The following is a 25,760-nucleotide window of genomic DNA, read 5'->3' on the forward strand; positions in this document are numbered from 1 at the left end:
TCCTTAATCTCAGTAAATTGCCGGGTATTTTATCCGGCAAAAGGATCAGATATCGGTTTTCTCGCCGTACTCGCAAAGATCCTCAATCAGGCAGGAGCCGCAGCGCGGTTTGCGGGCAATGCAGGTGTAGCGGCCGTGCAGGATCAGCCAGTGGTGACAGTCTACTTTGAACTCTTTTGGCACCACTTTTAGCAGCTTTTCTTCTACCTGCTCAACGTTCTTCCCCGGCGCGAATTTCGTGCGGTTGCAGACGCGAAAGATATGGGTATCCACGGCAATGGTCGGCCAGCCGAAAGCGGTATTCAGCACCACGTTCGCCGTTTTGCGGCCCACGCCCGGCAGCGCTTCCAGCGCCTCGCGGCTTTCCGGCACTTCGCCGCCGTGCTGCTCCAGCAAAATACGGCAGGTTTTAATGACGTTCTCCGCCTTGCTGTTAAACAGGCCGATGGTCTTGATATAGGCTTTGACGCCGTCGACGCCCAGCTCCAGCATGGCGGCGGGCGTATTGGCAACCGGATAGAGCTTTGCGGTCGCCTTGTTAACGCTGACGTCGGTGGCCTGCGCCGAGAGCAGCACGGCGATCAGCAGTTCAAAAGGCGTAGTGAAAACCAGTTCCGTAGTGGGATGCGGATTGTTATCACGCAGCCGCACTAAAATTTGCTGACGTTTATCCTTGTTCACAGCGTGCTCGGTGCTCCTTTCGGCAGGCTGGCTTCTGCCGCCCTGCGGGCCGCACGGGCCTTCATCTTGTTATCAATCAGGTATTTCGCGGCCAGCAGCATCCCCAGGCCGATAAACGCGCCCGGCGGCAGCATCGCCAGCAGCATTGGCGAATCAAAATGCACAACCTGCACGCGCAGCACTTTCGCCCACGGGCCAAGCAGCTGATCGGCGCCGTTGAAAATGGTGCCGTTACCGATGATTTCACGCAGCGAGCCCAGCACGAACATCACGCTGGTGGCGCCCAGGCCAATGGCCATGCCGTCCAGCGCGGCCAGCGGCACGCTGCTGCGCGAGGCGACCGCTTCGGCGCGGCCCACCACGATACAGTTGGTGACGATCAGCGGGATAAAGATGCCTAACGACTGATAAAGCCCGTAGGCATAGGCGTTGATCAGCATCTGCACGCAGCTCACCACGGCAGCGATAATCATCACGTAAATCGGAATACGGATATCGGACGGCACCCAGCGGCGCGAGGCGGAAATCGCGCTGTTGGTGCAGGTCAGCACCAGCGTGGTGGCCAGGCCGAGGCCCAGCGCATTGGTGGCGGTAGAGGTGACCGCCAGCAGCGGACACAGGCCCAGCAGCTGAACCAGCGCCGAGTTATTTTTCCACAGCCCGCCGATCAGCAGGGTTTTGGCTTCACTCATTGGAGTCTCCACAGGTTGGCAGCGAGGCAAGCTGCCCCGGCAACGTTTCAACAAATAGCGTAGTGCGTTTTGTCGCATTCACTACCGCGCGCGGTGTGATGGTGGCGCCGGTAAACTGATCGAAATCGCCGCCGTCTTTTTTCACCGCAAAATGCTTATCATCTTTACCACTCAGCCTGACGCCGCTGAAGCTTTCAATCCAGTTAGAGATGCGCAGCTCTATTTTATCCCCCAGGCCCGGCGTTTCATGGTGTTCCACCACGCGCACGCCCAGTACTTTTCCGTTGAAGTCCGCGCCGACCAGCATTTGAATGGCACCAGAATAACCGTCGGGCGCGGTAGTCTCAACCGCTGCCGCCACCGGCCGGTCATCTTTGCGCGCCAGGTACAGGCGGTGTACACCGCTGCCCAGCGCCGGATTAGTGACGCTGTAACACTCCTGCTGAATCGGATTATTATACAGCTCCGGCGGCACCACCTGATCCAGCAGGATTTTTTGCTGTAGCGTGGTCTGGTGGTCAATAGTCGGTTTGGTCACGCTGTTGATCACTGCGGTCAGACCGGTAGTGACAGCGGCGAACAGCGCCAGCGTCACGCCATTTTTACGAATCGCATCCAGCATTACTTTTCCTTACGATGGCCGTAAACGCGCGGCTGCGTGTAATAGTCGATCAGCGGCACGGTGATATTCGCCAGCAGCACGGCAAACGCCACGCCGTCAGGATAGCCGCCAAAGCTGCGGATAAGCCACACCAGCAGGCCAATCAGCACGCCGTAAAGCAGGCGGCCTTTATTGGTGGTCGAGGCCGTGACCGGGTCGGTGGCGATAAAAAAGGCGCCGAGCATGGTTGCACCGGAGAAAAGGTGGATCGCAGGCGACACCAGGCTTTCAGGCGAAAAGAACCAGCCGAGCGTGGAGAAGAGCGCCAGCGACAGCAGCATACTGGCCGGGATATGCCAGCGAATGCTGTTGGTGAGCAGCAGAAACAGACCGCCGACCAGATAGCCGATATTTACCCACTGCCAGCCCAGGCCGGCAATAACGCCGCTGTAAATGGGCAGGGCATGCAGCTGCTCCGCGCTGTGTCCGGCGCGCAGGCCGGTTTTAAAGGTATCCAGCGGCGTCGCCTGGCTGACGCCGTCTACGCCGATTTGCAGCTGCTGCATAGTGTGGCCATCAAGCGTCGACCCGTGAAAAATCATCTGCAGCGTGTCCCAGAAGGTGGGCGTGACCGACTGCAAAGCGTCCGGCGGCAGCCAGCTGGTCATCTGCACCGGAAAGGAGATCAGCAGCACCACATAGCCCACCATGGCGGGGTTGAAAGGATTCTGTCCCAGGCCGCCATACAGCTGTTTGGAGATCACCACGGCGAAGAGGGTGCCGATAATTATCACCCACCACGGCGCCAGCGGCGGAATACTGATCGCCAGCAGCAGCGCGGTCAGCAGTGCGGAATTATCGCCCAGCGTTTTGCCTAACGGCTGCTTGCGCAGCTTAAGAATGGCGGCTTCGGCACCGATGCCCGCCGCCGCGGCAATCGCGATTTGAATGAGGGTGCCCCAGCCGAAAAACCAGCACTGAGCCGCGATGCCGGGCAGGGTAGCAACCAGCACCAGCAGCATAATGGTGCTGGTGCTGCGGCGATTATGGGTGTAAGGCGAACTAGCGATGCGAAAAGCCATTTAATCCTCTTGCGTAGAATGCTGCGCCTTACGCGCTTTAACGCGAGCGATGGCCGCCGCCACTGCCGCTTTGCGGGGATCGTCATGTTCTGACGAAGGGATAGTCGTCGCCTGCGCGACCTGTTCCGCCGTTGTGGCCGCCTGGTGCTCTTCGACTCTCTGCTCGATATCGTCCGCAGCGGCTGCTTTCGCGGCCGCCGCTTTCTTCGCTTTGGCGCGGGCAATAGCGGCCTCAACGGCTGCCTTGCGCGGATCGACCTGTGCGGCTTCCGGCTGTTCGCTTACCTGTACGGATTGCTGTTCAGCTGCCTGCACGGGCTGGCTTTCGGTCGTCTGCACGGCGTCCACAGCAGACGCTTTCGCGGCCGCTGCTTTCTTCGCTTTGGCGCGGGCAATTGCGGCCTCAACGGCTGCCTTGCGCGGATCGACCTGTGCGGCTTCCGGCTGTTCGCTTACCTGTACGGATTGCTGTTCAGCTGCCTGCACGGGCTGGCTTTCGGTCGTCTGCACGGCGTCGTCAGCAGAGGCTTTCGCGGCCGCTGCTTTCTTCGCTTTGGCGCGGGCAATTGCGGCCTCAACGGCTGCCTTACGCGGATCGACCGACGCGGCTTCCGGCTGTTCGTTTACCTGTACGGATTGCTGTTCAGCTGCCTGCACGGGCTGGCTTTCGGTTACCTGCACGGCGTCGTCAGCAGACGCTTTCGCGGCCGCCGCTTTCTTCGCTTTGGCACGAGCAACTGCCGCCTCAACCGCTGCCTTGCGCGGATCGACCGACGCGGCGGCTGCCTGCACGGGTTGCGCCTGGGCTGCCGCTTCGCCTTCCGTCGTCGCTTTTTTCGCTTTGGCACGCGCGATAGCCGCTTCGACCGCTGCCTTACGCGGATCGCCTGCCTGACGCGTTGCCGGCTCGGTCTCGGACTGCTTTTCAGCCTGCTGCGCGCGCGCCTGCGCTTTCCGCGCTTCACGCTGCGCTACGGCCGCCGCAGTTTCCGCAGCCAATGCGTCTTCGCTGGTTGTCGTCTGCTTCGCTTTCACCCGCTCCAGCGCCGCTTCGACCTCGCCGCGATCCCGCTGGCTGACGGTGCGTTTTGCCTGCTGATGACGGTTTTCACGCGCCAGCTTTTCACGTTCCAGACGGGCCTGGCGTGCTTCAAAGCGCGCTTTTGCCTGCGCGGTGCGCTCCGCTTCCAGATCGATAGCGCGGATCTCCGCTTTTTCCTGGCGGTAATACTGCACCAGCGGAATATTGCTGGGGCAGACATAGGCGCAGGCGCCGCACTCAATGCAGTCGTCAATATTGTGCTCGCGCGCCTTATCGTGGTCGCCGCCCCGGCTGTACCAGTAAAGCTGCTGCGGCAGCAGGGCCGCCGGGCAGGCGTCCGCACAGGCGCTACAGCGAATGCAGGATTTTTCCTCTTCGCTATCGCCCATCTCGCTGGCGGAAGGGGCCAGGATGCAGTTGGTGATTTTCACCACCGGCACGTCCAGCGTCGGCAGCGTAAAGCCCATCAGCGGGCCGCCCATCACCACCATCTGGCCGGGGCCTGGCGTAAAGTCGGCCTGCTGTAACAGATGGCTGATGGGCGTGCCGATGCGTCCCCAGACGTTGCCTGGGCGCTTAACTGCTTCGCCGGTCAGGGTCACCACGCGCTCGGTTAGCGGTTCGCCGTCGATAATGGCGCGTTTAACCGCCCAGGCGGTGCCGACGTTCTGCATCAGCACGCCGATATCGGTGGAGCGGCCGCCGTGCGGCACCTCCAGCCCGGTCAGAATTTTAGTGAGCTGCTTAGCGCCACCGGAAGGATATTTGGTCGGGATAACCCGGATCTGCATATCCGTCGCGCCGCCCAGCGCTTTTTTCAGCGCGGCGATCGCTTCCGGCTTATTGTCTTCGATGCCGATCAGCACGCGCTCGGCCTGCAAGACCCAGCCCAGGATGCGGCTGCCTTCGATGACCTCGTCCGCGCAGTCCTGCATCAGACGGTCATCGGCGGTGATATAAGGTTCGCACTCAGCCGCATTGATAATCAACGTTTTTACGCCGCGCAGCCCGCCTCTCAGCTTGGTAGCGGTAGGAAAGCCCGCGCCGCCAAGCCCGGCCACGCCGGCCTGATGAATACGCTCGACTATCGCCGCGCGCTCATGCTGGCGATAGTCGGCCAGCGGATTTTTTTCAATCCAGCGATCTTCGCCGTCCGGCGTGATAAAAATGCACATTTCCGCCAGCGCGGAAGGGTGCGCCGTCATATGAGGCGCAATATCGTCCACGGTGCCCGAAGTCGGCGCGTGTACCGGCAGCATCCGACCACGGCCAAACGTCAACGGCTGACCGCGCAGCACTTTATCACCCGGCTTCACCAGCATTTCGCCCTCGTGGCCGATATGCTGCTTAAGAGGAATAATAAAGTGGGAAGGCAGCGGCAGCTGGCGCAGCGGCGTGCGGCTGGACTGGGTTTTCATTTCCGGCGGATGAATACCGCCCTGAAAATCCCACAGCTTCTCTTTTTTAAACAGCTTGAACAGGTTACGCATGGCTTTCCACAGAAATGACTTTGACCGGGATAGTTTGCAGATCCCACTTCCAGTTTGCCGTTGTGGTGGCGACCGGACGCATCTCGATGCAGTCAGTCGGGCAGGGCGCGACGCAGAGATCGCAGCCCGTGCAGACATCGCTCAGCACGGTATGCATGGCGCGCGTGGCGCCGACGATGGCATCGACAGGGCAGGCCTGGATGCATTTGGTGCAGCCGATACAGTTTGCTTCGTCAATCCACGCGACTTTGCGCTCGGGTTCCCGCGCCGCTTCGTCGCCCAGCGGCTGTGGCTCGACGTTCAGCAGCGCGGCCAGCTTGAGCATGGTCTGTTCGCCGCCGGGCGCGCACTTGTTGATCTGCTCGCCGTTGTTGCCCACCGCATCCGCATAGGGGCGACAGCCGGGATAGCCGCACTGTCCGCACTGGCTTTGCGGCAAAATAGCGTCGATCTGCTCGACGATAGGATCTTCTTCAACTTTAAATCGGCGCGAGGCATAGCCCAGCAGGCCGCCGAAAATCAGGCCCAGCACGCTTAATACCGCCACCGCAATCCATACTGCACTCATCAGAATTTCACCAGACCGCTAAAGCCCATAAATGCCAGCGCCATCAGACCTGCGGTCACCAGCGCGATAGAGGAGCCTTTAAAAGGCGCAGGCACGTCGGCCAGCACCAGCCGCTCGCGGATACCGGCAAACAGCACCATCACCAGCGAAAAGCCGATCGAGGCGCTGAAGCCGTACAGCGCGGCCTGTAAAAAGGTATGGTTCAGGTTGACGCTCAGCAGCGGCACGCCAAGCACCGCGCAGTTAGTGGTAATCAGCGGCAGAAAAATGCCCAGCAGCCTGTAGAGATCCGGGCTGGTTTTACGCACCACCATTTCGGTGAACTGCACCACTACCGCGATCACCAGGATATAGGCCATGGTGCGCAGATAAACCAGATCCAGCGGCAGCAGGATCAGATGATTCACCAGCCATGCGCAGATCGAGGCCAGGGTGATCACAAAAGTCGTGGCGAGTCCCATGCCAATCGCCGTTTCCAGTTTTTTGGAAACGCCCATAAAGGGACAGAGGCCGAGAAACTTCACCAGGACGAAGTTATTCACCAGCACTGTGCCAATAAAAAGAAGCAGGTAGTCGGTCATTTTTACGCCTGAGAAAAAATAAAAGCGGCTTATTATCGGTCATTCGCGGCCGGACAACAACATCAGCGCGCCGTAGAGCAGCAACGACCGCACGGAGGATTAAATTATCGCCTGTTTTTTCGACACCGAATGCGCCAGAAAGCGTGATTAAAGCGTGCAGTATAGCGGAAGGTGGCAGGCCGACCGTCAACGTAGCCTGTCAGAGATAAAAAAAACCGGGCGTTGCTCAGGCGAGCGGCAACGGCAGCCCGCCTTGATACAGGTTCAGGTTATAAAAACGCTGAGGATGGTACAGCGCGCCCGCGGGGGGAAGAGCTGCAGACTGGAGTAGGTAACAGGATCAGAACGGAAAACCTAAACGACATAATGCCAGACGGATTTGGGTACGCAGCCGAGATCGAACAGACGTCCACCTGAAGCCAGTTCAGCACGACGATGATCGGCGGCGCGATACATATCCATAATCTCTTTATTATCGGTCAGAGAATAGTTGAGATGATCAAACAGCTTCTCCAGGGTATCCGGAGAGCTTACTTTACGAAATTTTAACAGATAGTCTTGAACTGTCATGGTTGCCGTTATGATAAGAAATGAGGAGTTTTAAGTATATGACCAGGCAAGGGGCTGTCTATAGTAGAAAATGCACATTCACGGTAAATTCAGAATAAAGAGTAAGGCATTTCCGCATCCTGCCGCCGTGATTGTCGACTTTAATTAGCATTTGCCCGACTCTTGTTAATAAATGTTATCAGTGTTAATAACTGGATCCAACGGGATGTGGTATTGCTCACAAAATAACGTTTTGCTCTTGCTACAGGCTATTTACGTAAGTCGGCAGATACGGTGCTTCTCATTGTAATCGTTTTCATGAAGCAGACGGATAAGCGCTTATCTTTATTACACTTATTTAACAATGACTTTTCCGCCTTGATGCATATTTTATCCATATTCCTTTCTTCACTGAAAATCCCTGCCGTTTTGCCCCGCCTTAATTGCTGAATTTTGTGAGCATTGTCGTAAATGTTTTTTTCTGGCTGAGCCACCCTTAAGCGGCAATCACACCCGGATAATGACCCCCGTCAGAGGAACAGACCTATGTGGAAACGTTTACTTTTAACCACGCTGATTGGCGCGGCGCTGAGCGGTAACGCGCTGGCAGAAAACCTAACGGTTGGCTTTTCTCAGGTTGGCTCCGAATCGGGCTGGCGAGCGGCGGAAACCAGCATGGCCAAAAGCGAAGCGCAAAAACGCGGCATCACGCTGAAAATTGCCGACGGACAGCAAAAGCAGGAGAACCAAATCAAAGCGGTGCGCTCGTTTATCGCGCAGGGCGTGGACGCCATCTTTATCGCGCCCGTGGTACAAACAGGGTGGGAACCGGTGCTTGAGGAAGCTAAAGACGCCAAAATCCCCGTGTTCCTGCTGGATCGCGCCATCGTGGTAAAAGATAAATCGCTCTATATGTCCGTCGTCACGGCGGATAACGTGCTGGAAGGCAAGCTGATTGGCGACTGGCTGGTCAAAGAGCTGGCCGGTAAACCCTGTAATGTTGTGGAGCTACAGGGCACCGTCGGCGCCAGCGTGGCGATAGATCGCAAAAAAGGCTTTGCCGAAGCCATTGCTAACGCGCCCGGCATTAAAATTGTGCGCTCGCAGTCCGGAGACTTTACCCGCAGCAAAGGTAAAGAAGTCATGGAGAGCTTTATTAAAGCGGAAAACAACGGCAAGAACATCTGCATGGTTTACGCCCACAATGACGATATGGCGATTGGTGCCATTCAGGCCATTAAAGAAGCCGGCCTTAAGCCGGGCAAAGATATTCTGACCGGCTCGATTGATGGCGTGCCGGATATTTACAAGGCGATGCTGGCAGGCGAGGCTAACGCTAACGTCGAGCTGACGCCTGATATGGCCGGCCCGGCATTCGACGCGCTGGAGAAATTCCGCAAGAACGGCGCCCAGCCGCCAAAAATTATCAAAACCGAATCGAGGCTCTTTTTGCCAGCCGACGCCCAGGCCCAGCTGGATAAGAAAAAAGGAATGGGTTACTGACACCTTTGCCGTCCGCTCGTCGGACGGCGCTGCTTTCGAGGCCAGCCATGACCAGCTCATCGCAAACATTGCCGCTGCTCAGCATCAGCGGACTGAGTAAAAGTTTTCCCGGCGTCAAAGCGCTGGCAGGCGTTTCTTTCGATCTACAGGGCGGTGAAATCATGGCGCTGCTGGGCGAGAACGGCGCGGGTAAATCCACCCTGATTAAAGTGTTGACCGGCGTTTACCGGCGCGATGCGGGCACCGTTACGCTGGCGGGCCAGGCTATCGATCCGCGCAGCACGGCGGAGGCCCAGCAGGCGGGGATAGGTACCGTCTATCAGGAGGTCAATCTGTTGCCCAACATGTCGGTCGCGGACAACCTGTTTATCGGGCGCGAACCGCGTCGGCTGGGGATGATCGATCGCCGCCGCATGAATAAAGAGGCGCGAACGCTGCTGCACAATTACGGCTTTGAGCTGGACGTGACGCGCCCGCTTGGACACTATTCGGTTGCGATGCAGCAGATTATCGCTATCTGCCGCGCGGTCGATCTCTCCGCACAGGTGCTGATCCTGGATGAGCCAACGGCCAGCCTGGACGCCAGCGAAGTGACGATGCTGTTTACGCTGATGAACCAGCTGCGCGCGCGCGGCATGGGGTTGATTTTCGTTACCCATTTTCTGGACCAGGTATACAAAATTTGCGATCGCATCACCGTGCTGCGCAACGGCCAGTTTGTTGCTACGCGAGAAACGCACGCGCTGCCGCAAATCGAGCTGATTAAGCTGATGCTGGGGCGCGAACTGCTGGAAACCGCCCTTCAACGCGCGGGCAGCACCTTAAAAAGCCATCAGCCGGTGGTGGAGTTCAAAGATTACGGCAGGAAAGGGACGATAGAGCCCTTCAGCCTTAGCGTTCGTCCCGGCGAGGCCGTTGGCCTTGCCGGTCTGCTGGGCTCCGGACGCACGGAAACCGCAGAGCTGCTGTTCGGCATTAAAAGCGCCGACAGCGGCAGCGCCTTCATCAGAGGAAAACCTCGCTCTATCCGCACGCCCGCGCAGGCCTCGCGCGCGGGGATCGGCTTCTGTCCCGAAGATCGCAAAACCGACGGCATTATCGGCGCGGCCTCCGTGCGGGAAAATATCATTCTGGCGCTACAGGCCCAACGCGGCTGGCTCAGACCTATCGCCAGGCGCGAGCAGCAGCAGATAGCCGAACGCTATATCAAAAGCTTAGGCATTCGGACGCCGCATGCCGAACAGCCGGTGGAGCTGCTGTCCGGCGGCAATCAGCAAAAGGTGCTGCTCTCCCGCTGGCTGGTGACCAAACCGCAGTTTCTGATCCTGGACGAGCCGACGCGCGGCATTGACGTTGGCGCGCACGCGGAGATTATCCGGCTAATCGAAACGCTTTGCGCGGATGGCCTGGCGCTGCTGGTTATCTCTTCTGAACTGGAGGAACTGGTCGGCTATGCGGACAGGGTGATTATCCTGCGGGATCGCCGACAGGTTGCGGAGATCCCGCTGGAGGATCTCTCCGTCACCGCTGTGGTTAAGGCGATAGCCGCCGGAGGAACCCATGCTTGAGACAAGGCTGATGAAAAAAACCGCTTCGGGACGGAAACTTCCGCCGGGGATGCCGCAGCTCGCCGCGCTGATCCTGGTGCTGCTGGCGGACAGCCTGGTGGCAAACAACTTCTTTGCCGTGCATCTTCAGGATGGGCGGCTGTTCGGCAGCCCGATTGATATTCTTAATCGGGCCGCGCCGGTAGCGCTGCTTTCAATCGGCATGACGCTGGTGATTGCCACCGGCGGCATCGACCTGTCGGTAGGCGCGGTGATGGCGATTGCCGGTGCCACGGCGGCCACGCTGACCGTTTCCGGACACAGCCTGCCGGTCATCGTGCTCGCCTCGCTGGGCAGCGGGCTGCTGTGCGGCTTGTGGAACGGCGTGCTGGTGGCGCTGTTAAAAATCCAGCCTTTTGTGGCGACGCTGATTTTAATGGTGGCCGGGCGCGGCGTTGCCCAGCTGATTACCCAGGGGCAAATCGTCACCTTTAACAGCGACTCGCTGGCGCAGCTGGGCAGCGGCACGCTGTTGCTGCTGCCGGTGCCGGTATGGATAACCCTGGTCGTGGCCCTGCTGGTCTGGCTGCTGGCAAGAAAAACCGCGCTGGGCATGTTTATCGAAGCGGTGGGGATTAACCTGCGCGCCGCGCGCAACGCCGGGGTCAACGGCTGGGCGGTGGTGATGACAACCTATATCATCAGCGGACTGTGTGCCGCCGTGGCGGGGCTGATTGTCGCGGCGGATATTCGCGGCGCGGACGCCAACAATGCCGGGCTGTGGCTGGAGCTGGACGCTATCCTCGCCGTGGTTATCGGCGGCGCTTCGCTGCTGGGCGGCCGGTTTAACCTGCTGCTGTCGCTGCTGGGCGCGCTGACTATTCAGGCCATGAATACCGGTATTCTGCTTTCCGGCTTTCCGCCGGAGCTGAACCAGGTGGTCAAGGCCGTGGTGGTGATGGCAGTGCTGCTGCTGCAATCGCCCGCCTTTCTGCAACTGTTTAAGCGAGGTCGCCGTGATTAAACGCTATTTGCCGTTAATGATTACGCTGCTGGTGTTTGTGGCGGGCTACCTGTTCTGCCTGGCGCAGTATCCCGGCTTCGCCTCCACCCGCGTGATCGCCAATATCCTGACCGATAACGCCTTTTTAGGGATTATTGCCGTTGGCATGACCTTTGTGATCCTCTCCGGCGGCATCGATCTGTCGCCGGGCGCGGTAATCGCTTTTACCGGCGTTTTTCTGGCGCGGGCCATTGGCGATTTTCATCTCGATCCCTGGCTGGCGTTTGCGCTGGTGATGGTGCTTGGCTCGGCATTCGGCGCGCTGATGGGCTGGCTGATCGACGCGCTGAAAATGCCTGCTTTTATTATCACGCTGGCTGGCATGTTTTTTCTGCGCGGCAGCAGCTATCTGGTGTCGGAAAGCTCTATCCCCATCGATCATCCGCTGTACGGCACGCTCTCTTCGCTGGCCTGGAAAATTCCCGGCGGCGGGCGGCTCAGCCTGCTGGCGCTGATTATGCTGGTGGTGGTCGCGGCGGGGATCCTGCTGGCGCACCGTACGCGCTTTGGCAACGAAGTCTATGCTATTGGCGGTAATATCACCTCCGCGCGCCTGATGGGCATCGGCACGCGCAGCGCTACCGTACGTATCTATATGCTCTCTTCTGCGCTGGCGACGCTGGCGGGCATCGTGTTTTCGATCTATACCTCGGCCGGTTACGCGCTGGCGGGCATGGGCGTAGAACTGGACGCCATCGCGTCGGTGGTGATCGGCGGCACGCTGCTCTCCGGCGGCGTCGGCACGGTGCTCGGCACGCTCTTTGGCGTGCTGATCCAGGGGTTAATCCAGACCTGGATTAACTTTGACGGTACGCTCAGCTCATGGTGGACCAAAATCGCCATTGGCATCCTGCTGTTTGCTTTTATCGCGCTGCAAAGGCTGCTGACGGCAGTCTGGGATCGCCAGCAGAATGCGCCGGTGAAGCGTCTGAGCTGACTCGACTATTTTTTGCCGAAGAGGTAAACCGCACTGATTTATCGTGATTGTAATCACAGTATGCCCCGTCGGCAGTTGTGGGAACGGCCGTCGCGGGCTTAGTGTCATCCACGGCAGGGCGTAACCGCAGGGCGGGCGAAACCTGAAAAAAGAGCGTGAAATATTCCGCTTTTTTTTCAGGTTTTTTTTCGCCTGTTAGTCAGGGAAGGCATCGCAGCAGCACGCGTGATAACGCACCAGGAGGGGGTATGCAGAACGGCATCAATTTTCAGCTCATGGCCAAGCCTGCCGGCGCGGCCTGCAATCTTCGCTGTGATTACTGCTTTTATCTGGAAAAAATCCAGCTTTATCCGCAGCATACCGCGCACAGAAAAATGGATGACGCGACGCTGGAAAACTATATTCGTCAGACCATTGCAGCCCAGCACGCGCCCGTCGTCGACTTTATCTGGCAGGGCGGCGAACCAACGCTGGCGGGCATCGATTTCTACCGTCGAGCGCTCGAACTTCAGCAGCGTTACGCTCAGGGCCGGCAAATCAATAATTTTTTCCAGACCAACGGCGTCAATCTTAACGACGACTGGGCGCGCTTTTTCAAACGGCACCGCTTTCTGGTGGGGCTTTCGCTGGATGGCGACAGCATCACGCACGACCGTTACCGGCGTTCGCGTGCGGGCAAAGGCACCTTTAACGAGGTGATGGCCGGGCTGGCCTGCCTGAAACGTCACCATGTCGACTTTAACACGCTAACGGTAGTCAACGCCGATAACGTCGCCAGACCAAAGGAGATTTACCATTTTTTGCGCCGCGCAGGCAGCCGCTATATGCAGTTTATTCCGCTGGTGGAGCGACGAGCGTCCGAGCCGGACGCCAGCGGCCTGCCGCTGGTCACGCCGGATTTTAAAGGTGACTGCCGGGTCGCGCCCTGGTCCGTACCCGCGCTGGCTTACGGCCGCTTTCTTAACGCGATTTTCGACCACTGGGCGCAGCACGATATCGGCGCAATTTTTGTGATGAACTTTGAACAGACGCTGGCGAAGCTGGTCGGCCAGCCCGGCATCTGCGTACAGAGCGAAACCAGTATTATTCCCTACAACGAGCGCACCAGTCAGGGCGTGGTGTTCCGTTATCGGGAAGGCGGAAAGAAAATGGCCGATTTTCCGGCGGAGTGGCTGCGTGGCGACAATCCCCGGGACAAATACGACGGCGTGCTGCCGGACCAGTATCAGAAAGAGAAAGCAGACGAGCAGGTGTTCGCCTCTTTTGAAAAAACGGAGGCGCTGATCCACCAAATGCTCCAGCAGCCAGCCCGATAGCGGCGGGGAGCCCGTCCGGCGACAGATAAAATAAAAGCCCCGACGTCTCCGTTGGGGCTTTATATGCTTGCCAGATCGGCAGGCTTAACGCTGATTCAGCCGATAGTACGCCTCGTTCCAGCGCAGCGCGTCCTTAAAGCCGTGCAGCGTGGTTTCTTCGTCAATCACCAGCACCTCGATACCGTGCATTTCGCCGTACTGACGCATATCCTCCACCGTCAGCGCCTGGCTGAACACGGTATGGTGCGCGCCGCCGCCGAGGATCCAGGTTTCCGAGGCCGTTGCCAGCGAAGGCTGTGCGCGCCACAGGGCGCGGGCTACCGGCAGTTTCGGCAGCGGCTTGGGCTGTTCCACGGCGTCGACGACGTTCACCAGCAGGCGGAAGCGGTCGCCCATATCGATCACGCTGGCGTTCACCGCGCGTCCGGCTGGCGTGGAGAAAATCATGCGCGCCGGATCGGCCTTGCCGCCAATGCCCAGATACTGCACGTCAATCAGCGGACGGCTTTCTTTGGCGATGGAAGGGCAGACTTCCAGCATATGCGAACCCAGCACCAGCTCGTTGCCCGGCGAGAAGTGATAGGTGTAATCCTCCATAAAGGAGGTGCCGCCCGGCAGACCGGTCGCCATCACTTTAAAGATGTGCAGCAGCGCGGCGGTTTTCCAGTCGCCTTCGCCGGCAAAACCGTAGCCCTGGCCCATCAGTCGCTGTACCGCCAGGCCCGGCAGCTGGGTCATGCCGTGCAGGGTCTGGAAGTTGGTGGTGAACGCCATGCAGCCTTCGGCCTGCAAAAAGCTTTTGATCCCCAGCTCGATGCGGGCCGCATCCAGCACGTTCTGTCGCTTCTCGCCGTTGGCTGCCGCCGCTGGCGTAAAGTCATACAGGCTCTCGTATTCATCGATCAGCGCGTTGACGTCGCCATCGCTGACGCCGTTAATCACCTCCACCAGGTCGCCCACGCCCCAGCCGTTAACCGAGTAGCCGAACTGGATCTGCGCCGCCACTTTATCGCCTTCCGTTACCGCTACTTCGCGCATATTGTCGCCAAAGCGTGCGACCTTAAGCTGCGAGCTGGCCTGCTTAGCGGCAGCGGCGCGCATCCACTTGCCGATGCGCTCCTGGGCGGCTTTATCCTGCCAGTGGCCGGTGATCACGCTGTGCGGCAGCCGCATCCGCGCGCCGATAAAGCCGAACTCGCGGCCGCCGTGCGCGGTCTGGTTCAGGTTCATAAAGTCCATATCCATGCTGTCCCACGGGATCTCCGCGTTGAACTGGGTATGGAACTGCAACAGCGGCTTGTTCAGCACCGACAGGCCGCCAATCCACATTTTGGCGGGCGAAAAGGTATGCAGCCAGGTGATGATGCCTAAACATTCGTCGGCATAGTTCGCCTCGCGACAGAGCGCCAGCGCCTCATCAGGGCTTTTCACCAGCGGCTTGAGCTGAAGACGAAACGGCAGATTGCCGTCGCGGTTAAGCCCGTCCACCACCTGCTGAGCATGATGCTCCACCTGACGCAGCGTCTCACTGCCGTAAAGGTGCTGTGTACCGATAACAAACCAGACGCTGAGCGCATTGAGCTGAGCCATACTTTCTCCTTAACTGTTGAGCTGGCGCGGGGCGAACAGGGGTTCGGCCACGTCGCACCATTGAAGGTAACGCTGATAAAGCTGCTGATAGCGATCGACGCGGCTGGCGTCGGGCTGCAGCGTGGTAGCAATTGGGCTGGCCATTTTCTGCTGGGCGGCAGGCACGTCGGGATAGACGCCGGCGGCCACGGCGGCAAAAATCGCCGCGCCCAGCGCACAGCATTCGTCCGACGCGACGATATCCAGCGGTCGGTTCATCACATCGCAGCAGACCTGCATAATGGCCGGGGATTTACGGGCGATACCGCCCAGGGTCAGGATGTTTTCTACCGGAATATCCTGACGCTCGAAACATTCCATAATGGCGCGTGCGCCAAAGGCGGTGGCGGCGATAAAACCGCCGAACAGCGTGGCCGCGTCGGTACCCAGGTTAAGATCGGTAATGACGCCTTTCAGGCGCTGATTGGCAAAAGGCGTGCGGCGGCCGTTAAACCAGTCCAGCACCACCGGCAGATGATCCAGCTGTGGATCGGCAGCCCAGGCCTGAGTTAATTCGTTAAGCAGATTTTTCTGTATCTCCGCCAGCTCCGCCTGAAGATGCGGGTGTTTTTCGGCGGCCTGAATTAGCGGCCAGCTGAGCAGGCGGCTGAACCAGGCGTACATATCGCCAAACGCCGACTGGCCCGCTTCCAGCCCGATCATATTCGGCACCACGCTGCCGTTAACCTGGCCGCAGATGCCGTCAATGGCGCGCTCACCGACGCGATCCACATCAGCGATCAGGATGTCGCAGGTTGAGGTGCCAATCACTTTTACCAGCGTGTAAGGCGTGGCGCCCGCGCCGACGGCGCCCATATGGCAGTCGAACTCGCCGCCGGAAATCATCACGCCAGACGGCACGCCAAGCCGCGTCGCCCATTCCGCCGTAATCTGCCCAACGGGCTGTTCGGCCGTCCAGGTTTCGCTGAACATCGGCGTATCCAGATGCTCCGTCAGCAGCGGATCCAGCGCGTTAAAGAAATCCGCGCCCGGCAGGCCGCCCCAGGCAGGATGCCACAGCGATTTATGCCCGGCGGCGCAGCGTCCACGGCGGATCGCTTCCGGCGCGGTAGTGCCGCTGAGCAGGGCGGGCACCCAGTCGCACAGCTCCACCCAGGCGACCGCCGCCTCGCGCACCGCTTTATCCTCACGGCTGACGTGCAGGATTTTTGCCCAGAACCACTCTGAGGAGTAGGTGCCGCCAATAAAGCGAGCGTAGTCCTCGAAACGCCCGCTGTGGCACAGCGCGGTAATTTCTTCCGCTTCTTTAATGGCCGTGTGATCTTTCCACAGCACAAACATGGCGTTGGGGTTTTCGGCGAATTCCGGACGCAGCGCCAGAACGTTGCCGTCGCGATCGATGGGCGCTGGCGTGGATCCGGTGGAATCAACGCCGATCCCCACGATGTTTTGGCGCTGAGCGGGCGTTAATTTAGTGACAACGTCACTTATGGCCCGCTCAAAGGCGTCGATATAGTCCTGCGGATGATGACGGAACTGATTGATGCGGCTCTGGCTGTACAGACCCGCCTGCCAGCGCGGATAGGCGACGACTCCGGTTTGCAGCTCTTTACCGCTTGCACACTCTACTGCCAGCGCGCGTACGGAATCACTGCCAAAGTCCAGACCGATTGTGATGGCGTCCAACTGCATTTTTCTCTCCGGGCGGTCAATGAATACGATATGACTACCCTAAGAAATCGCGCGCCAGGCGGTTAGTCTAAAGGGCGCTGCAAATATGCACTTTTCTGTCGTCGCGCAGCGTTTTGTGACCAACTTCAAATGTTTGATTTGTGTTAATTTTGCTAAATATATGGATTAAACAGCTAAAAGCTCAGGGTGTGATAGCGCTCTCCCTTTCTACGCATCTTTACCATTACAACTAGCGCTTATCGGCGTCTGCGCTAATGCCGAATATGCTGGCGTTACAGCGTGCCAGGACCGAATGATACCGTTTACATTAAACCGCCAAAAGCGGGCACTGAGCCGGAGAGCCTCATGCACAAATTTACTCAGGCGTTAGCCATCGCTGGCCTCGCCGTCGTTATGTCACATTCAGCTATCGCTGACACCATGAAGCTGGGTTTTTTAGTCAAGCAGCCGGAAGAACCCTGGTTTCAGACCGAATGGAAGTTCGCCGATAAGGCGGGCAAAGATTTAGGCTTTGAGGTAATTAAAATCGCCGTGCCCGATGGTGAAAAAACGCTGAACGCTATCGACAGCCTGGCCGCAAGCGGCGCGAAGGGCTTCGTGATCTGCACGCCCGATCCTAAACTCGGTTCCGCCATCGTGGCGAAGGCCCGCAGTTACGATCTGAAAGTGATTGCCGTGGACGATCAGTTTGTTACAGCCAAAGGCAAACCGATGGATACGGTGCCGCTGGTGATGATGGCGGCAACCAAAATTGGCGAGCGTCAGGGGCAGGAACTCTATAAGGAGATGAAAAAGCGCGGCTGGGACGCGAAAGAAACGGGCGTCATGGCGATTACGGCGGACGAGCTGGATACGGCACGTCGCCGCACCAGTGGGTCAGTGGACGCGCTGAAGGCGGAAGGCTTCCCGGAAGCACAGATTTATAAAGTACCGACCAAATCCAACGATATCCCCGGCGCTTTCGACGCGGGCAACTCGCTGCTGGTGCAGCATCCGGAAGTGAAACACTGGCTGATTGTCGGCATGAACGACAACACCGTCCTCGGCGGCGTGCGCGCAACCGAAGGCCAGGGCTTTAAGGCGCCGGACGTGATCGGCATCGGCATTAACGGCGTGGACGCCATCAGCGAACTCTCCAAAGGCAAGGCGACCGGTTTCTTCGGTTCGCTGCTGCCAAGCCCGGACGTACACGGTTATAAAAGCATTCAGATGCTCCACGACTGGGTGACCAAAGACGCCGAGCCGCCGAAGTTTACCGAAGTCACCGACGTGGTGCTGATCACCCGCGACAACTTTAAAACCGAGCTGGCTAAAAAAGGCCTGATGTAATCGGACGGGGGCCACACTGCGGCTCCCGGCGCACCTTATAGCGAGGAATGACCATGGCATCCCCGTATCTGAGCTTTCACAATATCGGCAAAACCTTTCCCGGCGTTAAGGCGCTGACGGATATCAGCTTCGACTGTGCGGCGGGCCAGGTGCACGCCCTGATGGGCGAAAACGGCGCGGGCAAATCGACGCTGCTGAAGATCCTGAGCGGCAGCTATCAGCCGTCCAGCGGCGAAATCCGCCTGAAAGGCCAGCCGGTTAATTTTGCCAACACGCTCGACGCGCTGAACGCGGGCGTGGCGATTATCTATCAGGAACTGCACCTGGTGCCGGAAATGTCGGTAGCGGAGAACATCTATCTGGGCCAGCTGCCGCAGCGCGCGGGCTTTGTTAACCGCTCGCTGCTGCGCTACGAGGCGGGATTACAGCTAAAAAACTTAGGGATGGATATCGATCCCGATACGCCGCTGAAATCGCTGTCGCTTGGCCAGTGGCAGATGGTGGAAATCGCCAAGGCGCTGGCGAGGAATGCCAAAGTCATCGCTTTTGACGAGCCGACCAGCTCGCTCTCCGCCCGTGAAATCGAGCAGCTGTTCCGCGTGATCCGCCAGCTGCGCGACGAGGGCAAAGTGGTGCTGTATGTTTCGCACCGCATGGAAGAAATCTTCGCGCTCAGCGACGCCATTACCGTCTTTAAAGACGGCCGCTACGTGCGGACCTTTCAGGATGTCGGCGCCACCAGCCATGATGAACTGGTGCAGGCAATGGTTGGCCGCGAAATTGGCGATATTTACGGCTACGCGCCGCGTAAAACCGGCGAGGTGCGCCTGAAGCTGGATAACGTGCAGGCCAAAGGCGTGCGGACGCCGATCTCGCTGGAGGTGCGCGCGGGAGAAATCGTCGGCCTGTTTGGCCTGGTGGGCGCGGGCCGCAGCGAACTGCTGAAAGGGCTGTTCGGCGGCACGCGCATCAGCGGCGGCGAAGTGCAGCTTGACGGCAAAGCGTTAACCATTCGTGAGCCGTCCGACGCTATCCGCGCCGGGATCCTGCTCTGTCCGGAGGATCGCAAGGCGGACGGCATCATCGCGGTGCATTCCGTGCGCGACAACATCAATATCAGCGCGCGGCGCAATAACCTCACCGCAGGCTGCCTGATCGACAACCAGTGGGAAAGTAAAAACGCCGCCAGCCATATTCGCTCGCTGAATATTAAAACGCCCGGCGCCGACCAGCTAATCATGAATCTTTCCGGCGGTAATCAGCAGAAGGCGATCCTGGGACGCTGGCTGTCGGAAGAGATGAAAGTGATCCTGCTGGACGAGCCAACGCGAGGCATTGACGTCGGCGCCAAGAATGAAATTTACCGTTTGATTTACGCGCTGGCGGAAGAGGGCATCGCCGTGCTCTTCGCCTCCAGCGATTTACCGGAAGTGATGGGGCTGGCCGATCGCATTCTCGTGATGCGCGAGGGCGCCATCGCGGGCGAGCTGAGCCATCAGGAAGCCACCGAAGCCCTGACGCTGGCGCTTGCCATGCCGAAAACCACGCAGCGCGTAGCCTGACTTAAGGAGTCAATCATGTCTTTAACTACCTCTTCCGCCACGCCGCCAACGCAGCGCGTCAACCTGAGCCGCATCTGGGATAATTTCGGGATGCTGGTGGTGTTTGCCGTGCTGTTTATCGGCTGCACGATCTTTGTGCCCAACTTCGGCACGCTGATTAATATGAAAGGGCTGGGCCTGGCGATGTCGATGTCCGGCATGGTGGCCTGCGGCATGTTATTCTGCCTGGCCTCCGGCGACTTCGATCTCTCGGTCGCCTCGGTGATTGCCTGCGCCGGCGTCACCGCCGCCGTAGTGATCAATATGACGGAAAGCCTGTGGATCGGCATTGCGGCGGGCCTGCTGTTGGGCGTGCTCTGCGGTTTCGTTAACGGCTTCGTGATCGCCAAACTCAAAATCAACGCGCTGATCACCACGCTGGCGACGATGCAAATCGTGCGCGGCCTGGCCTATATTTTCTCTGACGGCAAGGCCGTGGGCATTGAAGACGAGCGTTTCTTCGCGCTGGGCTACGCCAGCTGGCTGGGCGTTCCGGCACCGGTCTGGCTGACCATCGGCACGCTGATTGTCTTTGGCTTTCTGCTGAACAAAACCACCTTTGGCCGCAACACGCTGGCTATCGGCGGCAACGAAGAAGCGGCTCGCCTGGCTGGCGTACCGGTAGTGCGCACGCGTATCATCATTTTCATTCTTTCCGGGCTGGTTTCCGCCGCGGCGGGCATTATCCTCGCTTCGCGCATGACCAGCGGCCAGCCGATGACCTCGCTGGGCTATGAGCTGATCGTTATCTCCGCCTGCGTGCTGGGCGGCGTCTCGCTGAAGGGCGGCATCGGCAAAATCTCCTACGTGGTGGCGGGCGTGCTGATCCTGGGCACGGTGGAAAACGCGATGAACCTGCTGAATATCTCGCCGTTCTCGCAGTATGTGGTGCGCGGCCTGATCCTGCTGGCGGCGGTGATTTTCGACCGCTACAAACAAAAAGCCAAAACGGCCTGAGGAGGCGTTATGTATCATCGTCTGGCGCCGGTGGCGCAATCCAATCCGCTGCTGCCCGGCTATCCCTTTAACGCCTGGCTGGTGGCGGGCCTGACGCCAATCGGCGCGGGCGATCCGCTCGACTTCTTTATCGATCGGCCCTCCGGGATGAAAGGCTATATCATCAACCTGACCATCAAGGGCCGTGGCCAGGTCTTCAGCGGCGAAGAGGCGTTTGAGTGCGAGCCGGGCGATCTGCTGCTGTTTCAGCCTAAAACCTCGCACTACTACGGCCGCTCGCCGGAGAGCGACTGCTGGCACCATCGCTGGATCTACTTCCGCCCGCGCGCCTACTGGAGCAGCTGGCTGGTGTGGCAGGATGAGAAGCGCGGCGTCGGCAGGCTGCGGCTGCCCGAACGGCTGTGGGGCGAGTTCGAACGGCTGTTTACCACCATTGAGCAGACGCACACCTCCGGCAAACGCTTTGCGGAAGAGCTGGCGATGAACCTGCTGGAAAGGCTGCTGCTGCGCGCGGTGGAAGAAGATCCGCGCAGCCATCAGCAGATCCGCGATCCGCGTATCATCGAAGCCTGCCAGTACGTGACCAACAACCTGGCGGGCGAGCTGAAGATTGACGAGGTCGCCAACCACGTGTGCCTGTCGCCGTCGCGGCTGGCGCACCTGTTCCGCGAGCAGATGGGCATCAATCTGCTGCGCTGGCGAGAGGATCAGCGCATCATTCGCGCCAGGCTGCTGTTGCAGACCACTCAGGAGCCTATCGCCACCGTGGGGCGCATTGTGGGCTATGACGATCAGCTCTATTTTTCCCGCGTGTTTCGCAAGCGCGTAGGCGTCAGCCCCAGCGATTTCCGTCGTCGCTCGCTGGACGCCGACACGCTGGTGACGCGCGAAAGCTGGGATCTGCTGAGCGCCAGTCAGTAACTTTCTTATAACATTCAGCCTAATCCGTCTTGTCCTTGCCCGAACGATAGTCTTAAATCATTCGGGTAAGCGACAAGAGGAATTGACATGAACGACACTATTCGCGTTGGCCTGGTGGGCTACGGCTTTGCCAGCAAGACGTTTCACGCGCCCCTAATCAGCGGCACTTCCGGCATGGAACTGGCCGCCGTATCCAGCAGCGACGCTGCTAAAGTACATGCCGACTGGCCCACCGCCACGGTCGTGGCCGAACCGCAGGCGCTGTTCGATGACCCATCCATTAAGCTGATTGTTATTCCCACCCCTAACGACACCCATTTCCCGCTGGCCAAAGCCGCGCTTAACGCAGGCAAGCACGTGGTGGTGGACAAGCCCTTTACCGTGACACTGTCACAGGCGCGCGAGCTGGAAGCGCTGGCGGCCGCCAAAGGCCTGCTGCTGTCGGTCTTTCATAACCGCCGCTGGGACAGCGATTTTCTGACCCTGAAAACGCTGCTGGCAGAAGGCACGCTGGGCGAAGTGCGCTACTTTGAATCCCATTTTGACCGTTTCCGGCCGGAAGTGCGTAACCGCTGGCGCGAGCAGAAGGGCGCGGGCAGCGGCATCTGGTACGATTTAGGGCCGCACCTGATCGACCAGTCGCTCCAGCTGTTCGGTTCGCCGGTGGCGATTAATGTGGATCTGGCGGAGCTACGCACGGGCGCGCAGACTACCGACTATTTCCACGCCGTACTGACCTATCCAAAGCGCCGGGTGGTGCTGCATGCCAGCATGCTGGCGGCGGCGGAATCGCCACGCTATCAGGTACACGGCACGCGCGGCAGCTATGTAAAATATGGTCTGGATCCGCAGGAAGACAGCCTGAGAGCGGGCGCGCGTCCGCCGCAGGAAGAGTGGGGCTACGATATGCGCGACGGCGTGGTCACGCTGGCTAACGGCGAAATGATGGCGGAAGAGACGCTGCTGACCACGCCGGGCAACTATCCGGCCTATTACGCCGGCATTCGCGACGCCATCAACGGCGACGGCGCGAATCCGGTAACGGCGCAGGAAGCGATTCAGGTGATGGAGCTGATCGAACTGGGCCTGCAATCCGCCGAGAAGCGTCAGACCCTGTCGCTGAAGTAGTCTTATGGCACTGCAGCAGGCTTAGCGAAAACTGCCCCGGCGCGCTGCCGGGCAGTTTTAGCGATCAGGCCGCTACGCTGGCGCGAATCGCCTCTTTTTCCGCTTCGCTTAAGAAAGCGATTTTCAGGCCGTTTTCCTGGGCGGTACGGATCTGCTGCTGGCTCAGGCCTGCCTGCGGCGCGGCGATTTTGTATTCGTGCCCAATCTCAATACCCTGCACGGCAGGATCGTCAGTATTGATGGTCGCCAGAATGCCGTGATCCAGGAACGTCGCCAGCGGATGGTGCAGCAGCGAAGAGACGGTGCTGGTCTGGATATTGGAGGTCAGACAGGACTCAATGCCGATCCCTTTTTCCGCCAGGTAATCCATCAGTTTTGCATCTTCTACCGCTTTCACGCCGTGACCAATACGCTCGGCGCCCAGCTCGTGGATCGCCTGCCAGATGCTTTCCGGCCCTGCCGCTTCACCGGCATGAACGGTAATACGCAGGCCAGCGTCGCGCGCGCGGGTAAAGTGGCTTAAAAACTGGCTGCCGGGGAAGCCCAGCTCGTCGCCAGCCAGATCCAGCGCGGTGATGCCGTCACGGTGCGCCAGCAGCGCCTCCAGCTCCAGCAGACAGGCTTCTTCGCCAAAGGTGCGGCTCATAATACCGATCAGGCGTACGGTAATGTTGTGCTTTTCGCAGCCCGCGCGTACGCCGTCAATAACGGCTTCCACCACGCCCGCGATCGGCAGGTTGTGGGTCATCGCCATATAGCCGGGAGAAAAACGCAGTTCCGCATAGTGGATACCGGCGCGGGCGGCGTCTTCAACGTTCTCCATCGCGATACGGCGGCAGGCTTCCAGCGAGCCAAGCACCTTGACGCCCCAGTCCAGCTTTTGCAGAAAGCTGACCAGATCCGGCTCGTTTTTCATTACCTGCACGTGCGGGCGCAGCGTTTCCAGCGTGGTGGCGGGCAGCGTAAGGTTAAATTCACGGCCTAAATCAAGAATGGTTTGTGCACGGATATTGCCGTCAAGATGGCGATGGATATCGGTAAGGGGAATACGGGAATCAATCATGGCGGTGCACTCTGTAGTGATAAAAGTGCATAACAGTATAAAAACATTCCGCGCTGCTGTACCAGCGAATTGCGCGATTGTCGGGCCAACTGCCGATTAATTGCCCGCTGGCGCAATAAAAAACCGTACCGGCCTTGCGCACGGTACGGTTGGTAGCTTAACGATGGGGTTACTGCTGCGGCATTGCCGCCGGTTCGCCGCCCAGCATATAGCGGGCAAAGAACTGGTCGAGCGTCATTTTCTCGCCGTTCATCGTAACCTGGCCGCTCGCATACTGCAGGCTGGTGACGATATTGTTGTCCTGCTGTTTGGTCAGACGGAACATCTGGCCCATTGCGGCCACGCCTTTCACCTGCTGATCGGCCAGCTTAGCGGCTTCTTCCTGCTTATAGCCTTCCGCCATAGCAACCTGCGTCATCATCTCCGTGGCCATATCCATAGAGATAGTCAGCTTGCCGTCCAGCGTTTTCAGCACGTTATCCAGCGCCTGGCTCAGGGTTTGCGGCTGCGGCGCACCGGCAACGCGATCTTTAAAGTGCACGGAAAGGTTAAAGTTGCTTTCGCCTTTGTCGTTTTTCCAGCTCAGCGGCGCAATAGTGATGACCGGGTTACCTTTCAGCAGCAGCGGCAGGTTGGCGTTGAGGATTTCGCCGATACGCTGCTGATAAAGCGCAAAGTTATCGCTCACGCCCGGTTCGTTCATTAGCGCCTGCACCTGGCTTTGATAGTTATCGCTGAAGGCCTTAAGACCGTCGGCGTCAAACTGGGAAAGCTTGAGCGACAGTTTGACCTGACCGAAGTCCCGATCGCGGATTTTCATCGCGTCCAGCGCAAGGTCGGTGGTGCCGGAAACCTGATTGTTCACGCTATCGTAAGCGGAGTTCAGCTTAATGCCGTGCAGTTCGAAAGAGGGCTGGCCGTTTACGGTCGAGCTGAGCTTATCCAGGCTGCTTTTCTGATCGCCAATGCGCAGGCCCTGGGCGTTAAGGTGCGTTTTGCCGTCCAGGGTCAGGCCGTTCAGGGTAAACATAACCGGCATATTAAGCTGATTGCGCATGGTCAGCACCAGGCTTTCCAGCTTGCCGTCGTAATCGACCTTATCGCCTTTTTTATCGGCGCTGAGGTTGATGGTGCCGCCGTTAGAGGCAAAGCGCTCACCGGTTTGGGCATTGGTATAGTCCAGCGGCAGCAGCTTAATAACGGAAGCGGTCGCGCCGCCGTAGCCTACGCGGGTTTCCGCCTGCAACGCCGACTTGCCTTTAGCCATCTCAAACAGCTTTTTCACCGCGTCGGTATTTTCGAGCTGGGTATGTACCGAAGCCATGCTGGGGATCAGATTGAATTTTTTCAGCTGGGCGAAAGGGAAAGGGCCGTGATCGATTTTTTCGTCAAACACCACGCTCTGGCCCGGCTTCAGCGGCGAAGTATCTTCGGTCTGTGAGTCAGACTGGACCACCAGGCGCAGCGAGCTGCTGAAAACGCCGCGCTGCCAGTCCTGATAGCTTACCTTCAGGCGGCTGTTCGGTGCCAGCACATTCAGGCGAGCGTTGGCCTCCTGCACCAGTTCATCCCTGTTCTTTTCCAGCTGTTTACCGGTAAACCACGCCGTACCGGTCCAAATCACGCCAAGAGCGACAATCACGCCCACCGCTACTTTTGTTTTTTTCATCTGTAAAATCGTCCTTTTTTAAGTCACCGATGCCGACAATCGCATCCGGCGCAATCCGGCAAGAAAAACGTTTCTGTATAACAGGTTAATTATGATAGCAACTGTGGCTCGCGGCGTCAGCCGCAATCTGGCTTCCGTGCGTAATGTAAAAAGAATGC

The 25,760-nt window shown here is 58.8% G+C and carries 22 protein-coding genes; 10 read left to right on the plus strand and 12 right to left on the minus strand.

Translation table 11 applies throughout. From position 1 onward, the window contains the following. Positions 1-45 precede the first annotated feature (45 nt). The 8 genes from nth to ydgT form a co-directional block, all read right to left on the minus strand. Positions 46-681 (minus strand): endonuclease III, encoded by a 636-nt coding sequence (gene nth, locus ACVWZ0_RS10360; protein ID WP_253454364.1) that lies wholly within the window; start codon positions 679-681, stop codon positions 46-48. Beyond that, entirely contained in the window at positions 678-1,373 is a 696-nt protein-coding gene (locus tag ACVWZ0_RS10365) for an electron transport complex subunit E (RefSeq protein ID WP_253454363.1), read from the minus strand. The genes nth and ACVWZ0_RS10365 overlap by 4 nt, the downstream gene beginning before the upstream one ends. After that, positions 1,366-1,995, minus strand: a complete 630-nt coding sequence (rsxG, locus tag ACVWZ0_RS10370; protein WP_253454362.1) for an electron transport complex subunit RsxG — start codon at positions 1,993-1,995, stop codon at positions 1,366-1,368. Before rsxG ends, ACVWZ0_RS10365 begins: the two co-directional genes overlap by 8 nt. Further along, entirely contained in the window at positions 1,995-3,056 is a 1,062-nt protein-coding gene (gene rsxD, locus ACVWZ0_RS10375; RefSeq protein WP_253454361.1) for an electron transport complex subunit RsxD, read from the minus strand. Before rsxD ends, rsxG begins: the two co-directional genes overlap by 1 nt. Further along, complete coding sequence (gene rsxC / locus ACVWZ0_RS10380; RefSeq protein WP_253454360.1) at positions 3,057-5,588, minus strand: electron transport complex subunit RsxC; 2,532 nt, start codon at positions 5,586-5,588, stop codon at positions 3,057-3,059. It lies immediately after the preceding gene. Then, on the minus strand, positions 5,581-6,156 hold the full coding sequence (rsxB, locus tag ACVWZ0_RS10385) for an electron transport complex subunit RsxB (protein ID WP_125290113.1): 576 nt from the start codon (positions 6,154-6,156) through the stop codon (positions 5,581-5,583). The genes rsxC and rsxB overlap by 8 nt, the downstream gene beginning before the upstream one ends. Further along, positions 6,156-6,737 carry an electron transport complex subunit RsxA gene (rsxA, locus tag ACVWZ0_RS10390; RefSeq protein WP_034914646.1) on the minus strand — a complete coding sequence of 194 codons (582 nt, stop codon included), beginning with the start codon at positions 6,735-6,737 and terminating at the stop codon, positions 6,156-6,158. Before rsxA ends, rsxB begins: the two co-directional genes overlap by 1 nt. A 354-nt stretch (positions 6,738-7,091) precedes the next feature. Further along, entirely contained in the window at positions 7,092-7,307 is a 216-nt protein-coding gene (gene ydgT, locus ACVWZ0_RS10395; protein WP_125290112.1) for a transcription modulator YdgT, read from the minus strand. A 525-nt stretch (positions 7,308-7,832) separates the two neighbouring features. On the opposite strand from ydgT, the gene ytfQ reads away from it, so the two are divergent. The 5 genes from ytfQ to ACVWZ0_RS10420 all read left to right on the plus strand — a co-directional run bounded on the left by ytfQ (position 7,833) and on the right by ACVWZ0_RS10420 (position 13,652). After that, the gene (gene ytfQ / locus ACVWZ0_RS10400; RefSeq protein ID WP_253454359.1) at positions 7,833-8,789 is read left to right on the plus strand and encodes a galactofuranose ABC transporter, galactofuranose-binding protein YtfQ; all 957 of its coding nucleotides are present in this window, start codon (positions 7,833-7,835) and stop codon (positions 8,787-8,789) included. Between the two features lie 47 nt (positions 8,790-8,836). Beyond that, positions 8,837-10,357, plus strand: a complete 1,521-nt coding sequence (gene ytfR, locus ACVWZ0_RS10405) for a galactofuranose ABC transporter, ATP-binding protein YtfR (RefSeq protein WP_253454358.1) — start codon at positions 8,837-8,839, stop codon at positions 10,355-10,357. Beyond that, on the plus strand, positions 10,350-11,360 hold the full coding sequence (gene ytfT / locus ACVWZ0_RS10410; protein WP_253454357.1) for a galactofuranose ABC transporter, ATP-binding protein YtfT: 1,011 nt from the start codon (positions 10,350-10,352) through the stop codon (positions 11,358-11,360). The genes ytfR and ytfT overlap by 8 nt, the downstream gene beginning before the upstream one ends. Further along, the gene (yjfF, locus tag ACVWZ0_RS10415; RefSeq protein WP_253454356.1) at positions 11,353-12,336 is read left to right on the plus strand and encodes a galactofuranose ABC transporter, permease protein YjfF; all 984 of its coding nucleotides are present in this window, start codon (positions 11,353-11,355) and stop codon (positions 12,334-12,336) included. Before ytfT ends, yjfF begins: the two co-directional genes overlap by 8 nt. Positions 12,337-12,584: 248 nt before the next feature. Beyond that, positions 12,585-13,652 carry an anaerobic sulfatase maturase gene (locus tag ACVWZ0_RS10420; RefSeq protein WP_253454355.1) on the plus strand — a complete coding sequence of 356 codons (1,068 nt, stop codon included), beginning with the start codon at positions 12,585-12,587 and terminating at the stop codon, positions 13,650-13,652. 84 nt (positions 13,653-13,736) lie between these two features. Here ACVWZ0_RS10420 and araA read toward each other — a convergent pair whose 3' ends face one another. Next, complete coding sequence (gene araA, locus ACVWZ0_RS10425; RefSeq protein WP_253454354.1) at positions 13,737-15,242, minus strand: L-arabinose isomerase; 1,506 nt, start codon at positions 15,240-15,242, stop codon at positions 13,737-13,739. 9 nt (positions 15,243-15,251) lie between these two features. Then, positions 15,252-16,934, minus strand: a complete 1,683-nt coding sequence (locus ACVWZ0_RS10430) for a ribulokinase (protein WP_253454353.1) — start codon at positions 16,932-16,934, stop codon at positions 15,252-15,254. Positions 16,935-17,279: 345 nt separating this feature from the next. On the opposite strand from ACVWZ0_RS10430, the gene ACVWZ0_RS10435 reads away from it, so the two are divergent. The 5 genes from ACVWZ0_RS10435 (at position 17,280) to ACVWZ0_RS10455 (ending at position 22,870) form a co-directional block, all read left to right on the plus strand. Beyond that, positions 17,280-18,263, plus strand: a complete 984-nt coding sequence (locus tag ACVWZ0_RS10435) for an arabinose ABC transporter substrate-binding protein (RefSeq protein WP_253454352.1) — start codon at positions 17,280-17,282, stop codon at positions 18,261-18,263. Between the two features lie 47 nt (positions 18,264-18,310). Beyond that, positions 18,311-19,825: an L-arabinose ABC transporter ATP-binding protein AraG gene (araG, locus tag ACVWZ0_RS10440; RefSeq protein WP_125290103.1), complete on the plus strand. Its 1,515-nt coding sequence runs from the start codon at positions 18,311-18,313 to the stop codon at positions 19,823-19,825. 15 nt (positions 19,826-19,840) lie between these two features. Then, positions 19,841-20,821 (plus strand): L-arabinose ABC transporter permease AraH, encoded by a 981-nt coding sequence (gene araH / locus ACVWZ0_RS10445; RefSeq protein WP_253454351.1) that lies wholly within the window; start codon positions 19,841-19,843, stop codon positions 20,819-20,821. 9 nt (positions 20,822-20,830) lie between these two features. Continuing rightward, on the plus strand, positions 20,831-21,742 hold the full coding sequence (gene araC, locus ACVWZ0_RS10450; protein ID WP_125290101.1) for an arabinose operon transcriptional regulator AraC: 912 nt from the start codon (positions 20,831-20,833) through the stop codon (positions 21,740-21,742). Between the two features lie 87 nt (positions 21,743-21,829). Continuing rightward, entirely contained in the window at positions 21,830-22,870 is a 1,041-nt protein-coding gene (locus ACVWZ0_RS10455) for an oxidoreductase (protein ID WP_253454350.1), read from the plus strand. Positions 22,871-22,934: 64 nt separating this feature from the next. On the opposite strand, the gene add is transcribed toward ACVWZ0_RS10455, so the two are convergent. After that, positions 22,935-23,933 (minus strand): adenosine deaminase, encoded by a 999-nt coding sequence (add, locus tag ACVWZ0_RS10460; RefSeq protein WP_253454349.1) that lies wholly within the window; start codon positions 23,931-23,933, stop codon positions 22,935-22,937. 169 nt (positions 23,934-24,102) lie between these two features. Then, positions 24,103-25,602 (minus strand): YdgA family protein, encoded by a 1,500-nt coding sequence (locus tag ACVWZ0_RS10465; protein WP_253454348.1) that lies wholly within the window; start codon positions 25,600-25,602, stop codon positions 24,103-24,105. Positions 25,603-25,760 lie beyond the last annotated feature (158 nt).

It is taken from the genome of Erwinia sp. TECH1 (assembly GCF_054057575.1).

Coding starts and splice junctions, on each gene's coding strand:
- araA (WP_253454354.1), bottom strand. CDS start 15,242: ATGGCTCAGCTCAATGCGCTCAGCGTCTGGTTTGTTATCGGTACACAG.
- ACVWZ0_RS10430 (WP_253454353.1), bottom strand. CDS start 16,934: ATGCAGTTGGACGCCATCACAATCGGTCTGGACTTTGGCAGTGATTCC.
- araH (WP_253454351.1), top strand. CDS start 19,841: ATGTCTTTAACTACCTCTTCCGCCACGCCGCCAACGCAGCGCGTCAAC.
- ACVWZ0_RS10365 (WP_253454363.1), bottom strand. CDS start 1,373: ATGAGTGAAGCCAAAACCCTGCTGATCGGCGGGCTGTGGAAAAATAAC.
- rsxB (WP_125290113.1), bottom strand. CDS start 6,156: ATGAGTGCAGTATGGATTGCGGTGGCGGTATTAAGCGTGCTGGGCCTG.
- ACVWZ0_RS10420 (WP_253454355.1), top strand. CDS start 12,585: ATGCAGAACGGCATCAATTTTCAGCTCATGGCCAAGCCTGCCGGCGCG.
- ACVWZ0_RS10435 (WP_253454352.1), top strand. CDS start 17,280: ATGCACAAATTTACTCAGGCGTTAGCCATCGCTGGCCTCGCCGTCGTT.
- araC (WP_125290101.1), top strand. CDS start 20,831: ATGTATCATCGTCTGGCGCCGGTGGCGCAATCCAATCCGCTGCTGCCC.
- rsxC (WP_253454360.1), bottom strand. CDS start 5,588: ATGCGTAACCTGTTCAAGCTGTTTAAAAAAGAGAAGCTGTGGGATTTT.
- ydgT (WP_125290112.1), bottom strand. CDS start 7,307: ATGACAGTTCAAGACTATCTGTTAAAATTTCGTAAAGTAAGCTCTCCG.
- rsxD (WP_253454361.1), bottom strand. CDS start 3,056: ATGGCTTTTCGCATCGCTAGTTCGCCTTACACCCATAATCGCCGCAGC.
- ytfQ (WP_253454359.1), top strand. CDS start 7,833: ATGTGGAAACGTTTACTTTTAACCACGCTGATTGGCGCGGCGCTGAGC.
- ACVWZ0_RS10455 (WP_253454350.1), top strand. CDS start 21,830: ATGAACGACACTATTCGCGTTGGCCTGGTGGGCTACGGCTTTGCCAGC.
- araG (WP_125290103.1), top strand. CDS start 18,311: ATGACCATGGCATCCCCGTATCTGAGCTTTCACAATATCGGCAAAACC.
- rsxA (WP_034914646.1), bottom strand. CDS start 6,737: ATGACCGACTACCTGCTTCTTTTTATTGGCACAGTGCTGGTGAATAAC.
- rsxG (WP_253454362.1), bottom strand. CDS start 1,995: ATGCTGGATGCGATTCGTAAAAATGGCGTGACGCTGGCGCTGTTCGCC.
- ytfT (WP_253454357.1), top strand. CDS start 10,350: ATGCTTGAGACAAGGCTGATGAAAAAAACCGCTTCGGGACGGAAACTT.
- ytfR (WP_253454358.1), top strand. CDS start 8,837: ATGACCAGCTCATCGCAAACATTGCCGCTGCTCAGCATCAGCGGACTG.
- ACVWZ0_RS10465 (WP_253454348.1), bottom strand. CDS start 25,602: ATGAAAAAAACAAAAGTAGCGGTGGGCGTGATTGTCGCTCTTGGCGTG.
- add (WP_253454349.1), bottom strand. CDS start 23,933: ATGATTGATTCCCGTATTCCCCTTACCGATATCCATCGCCATCTTGAC.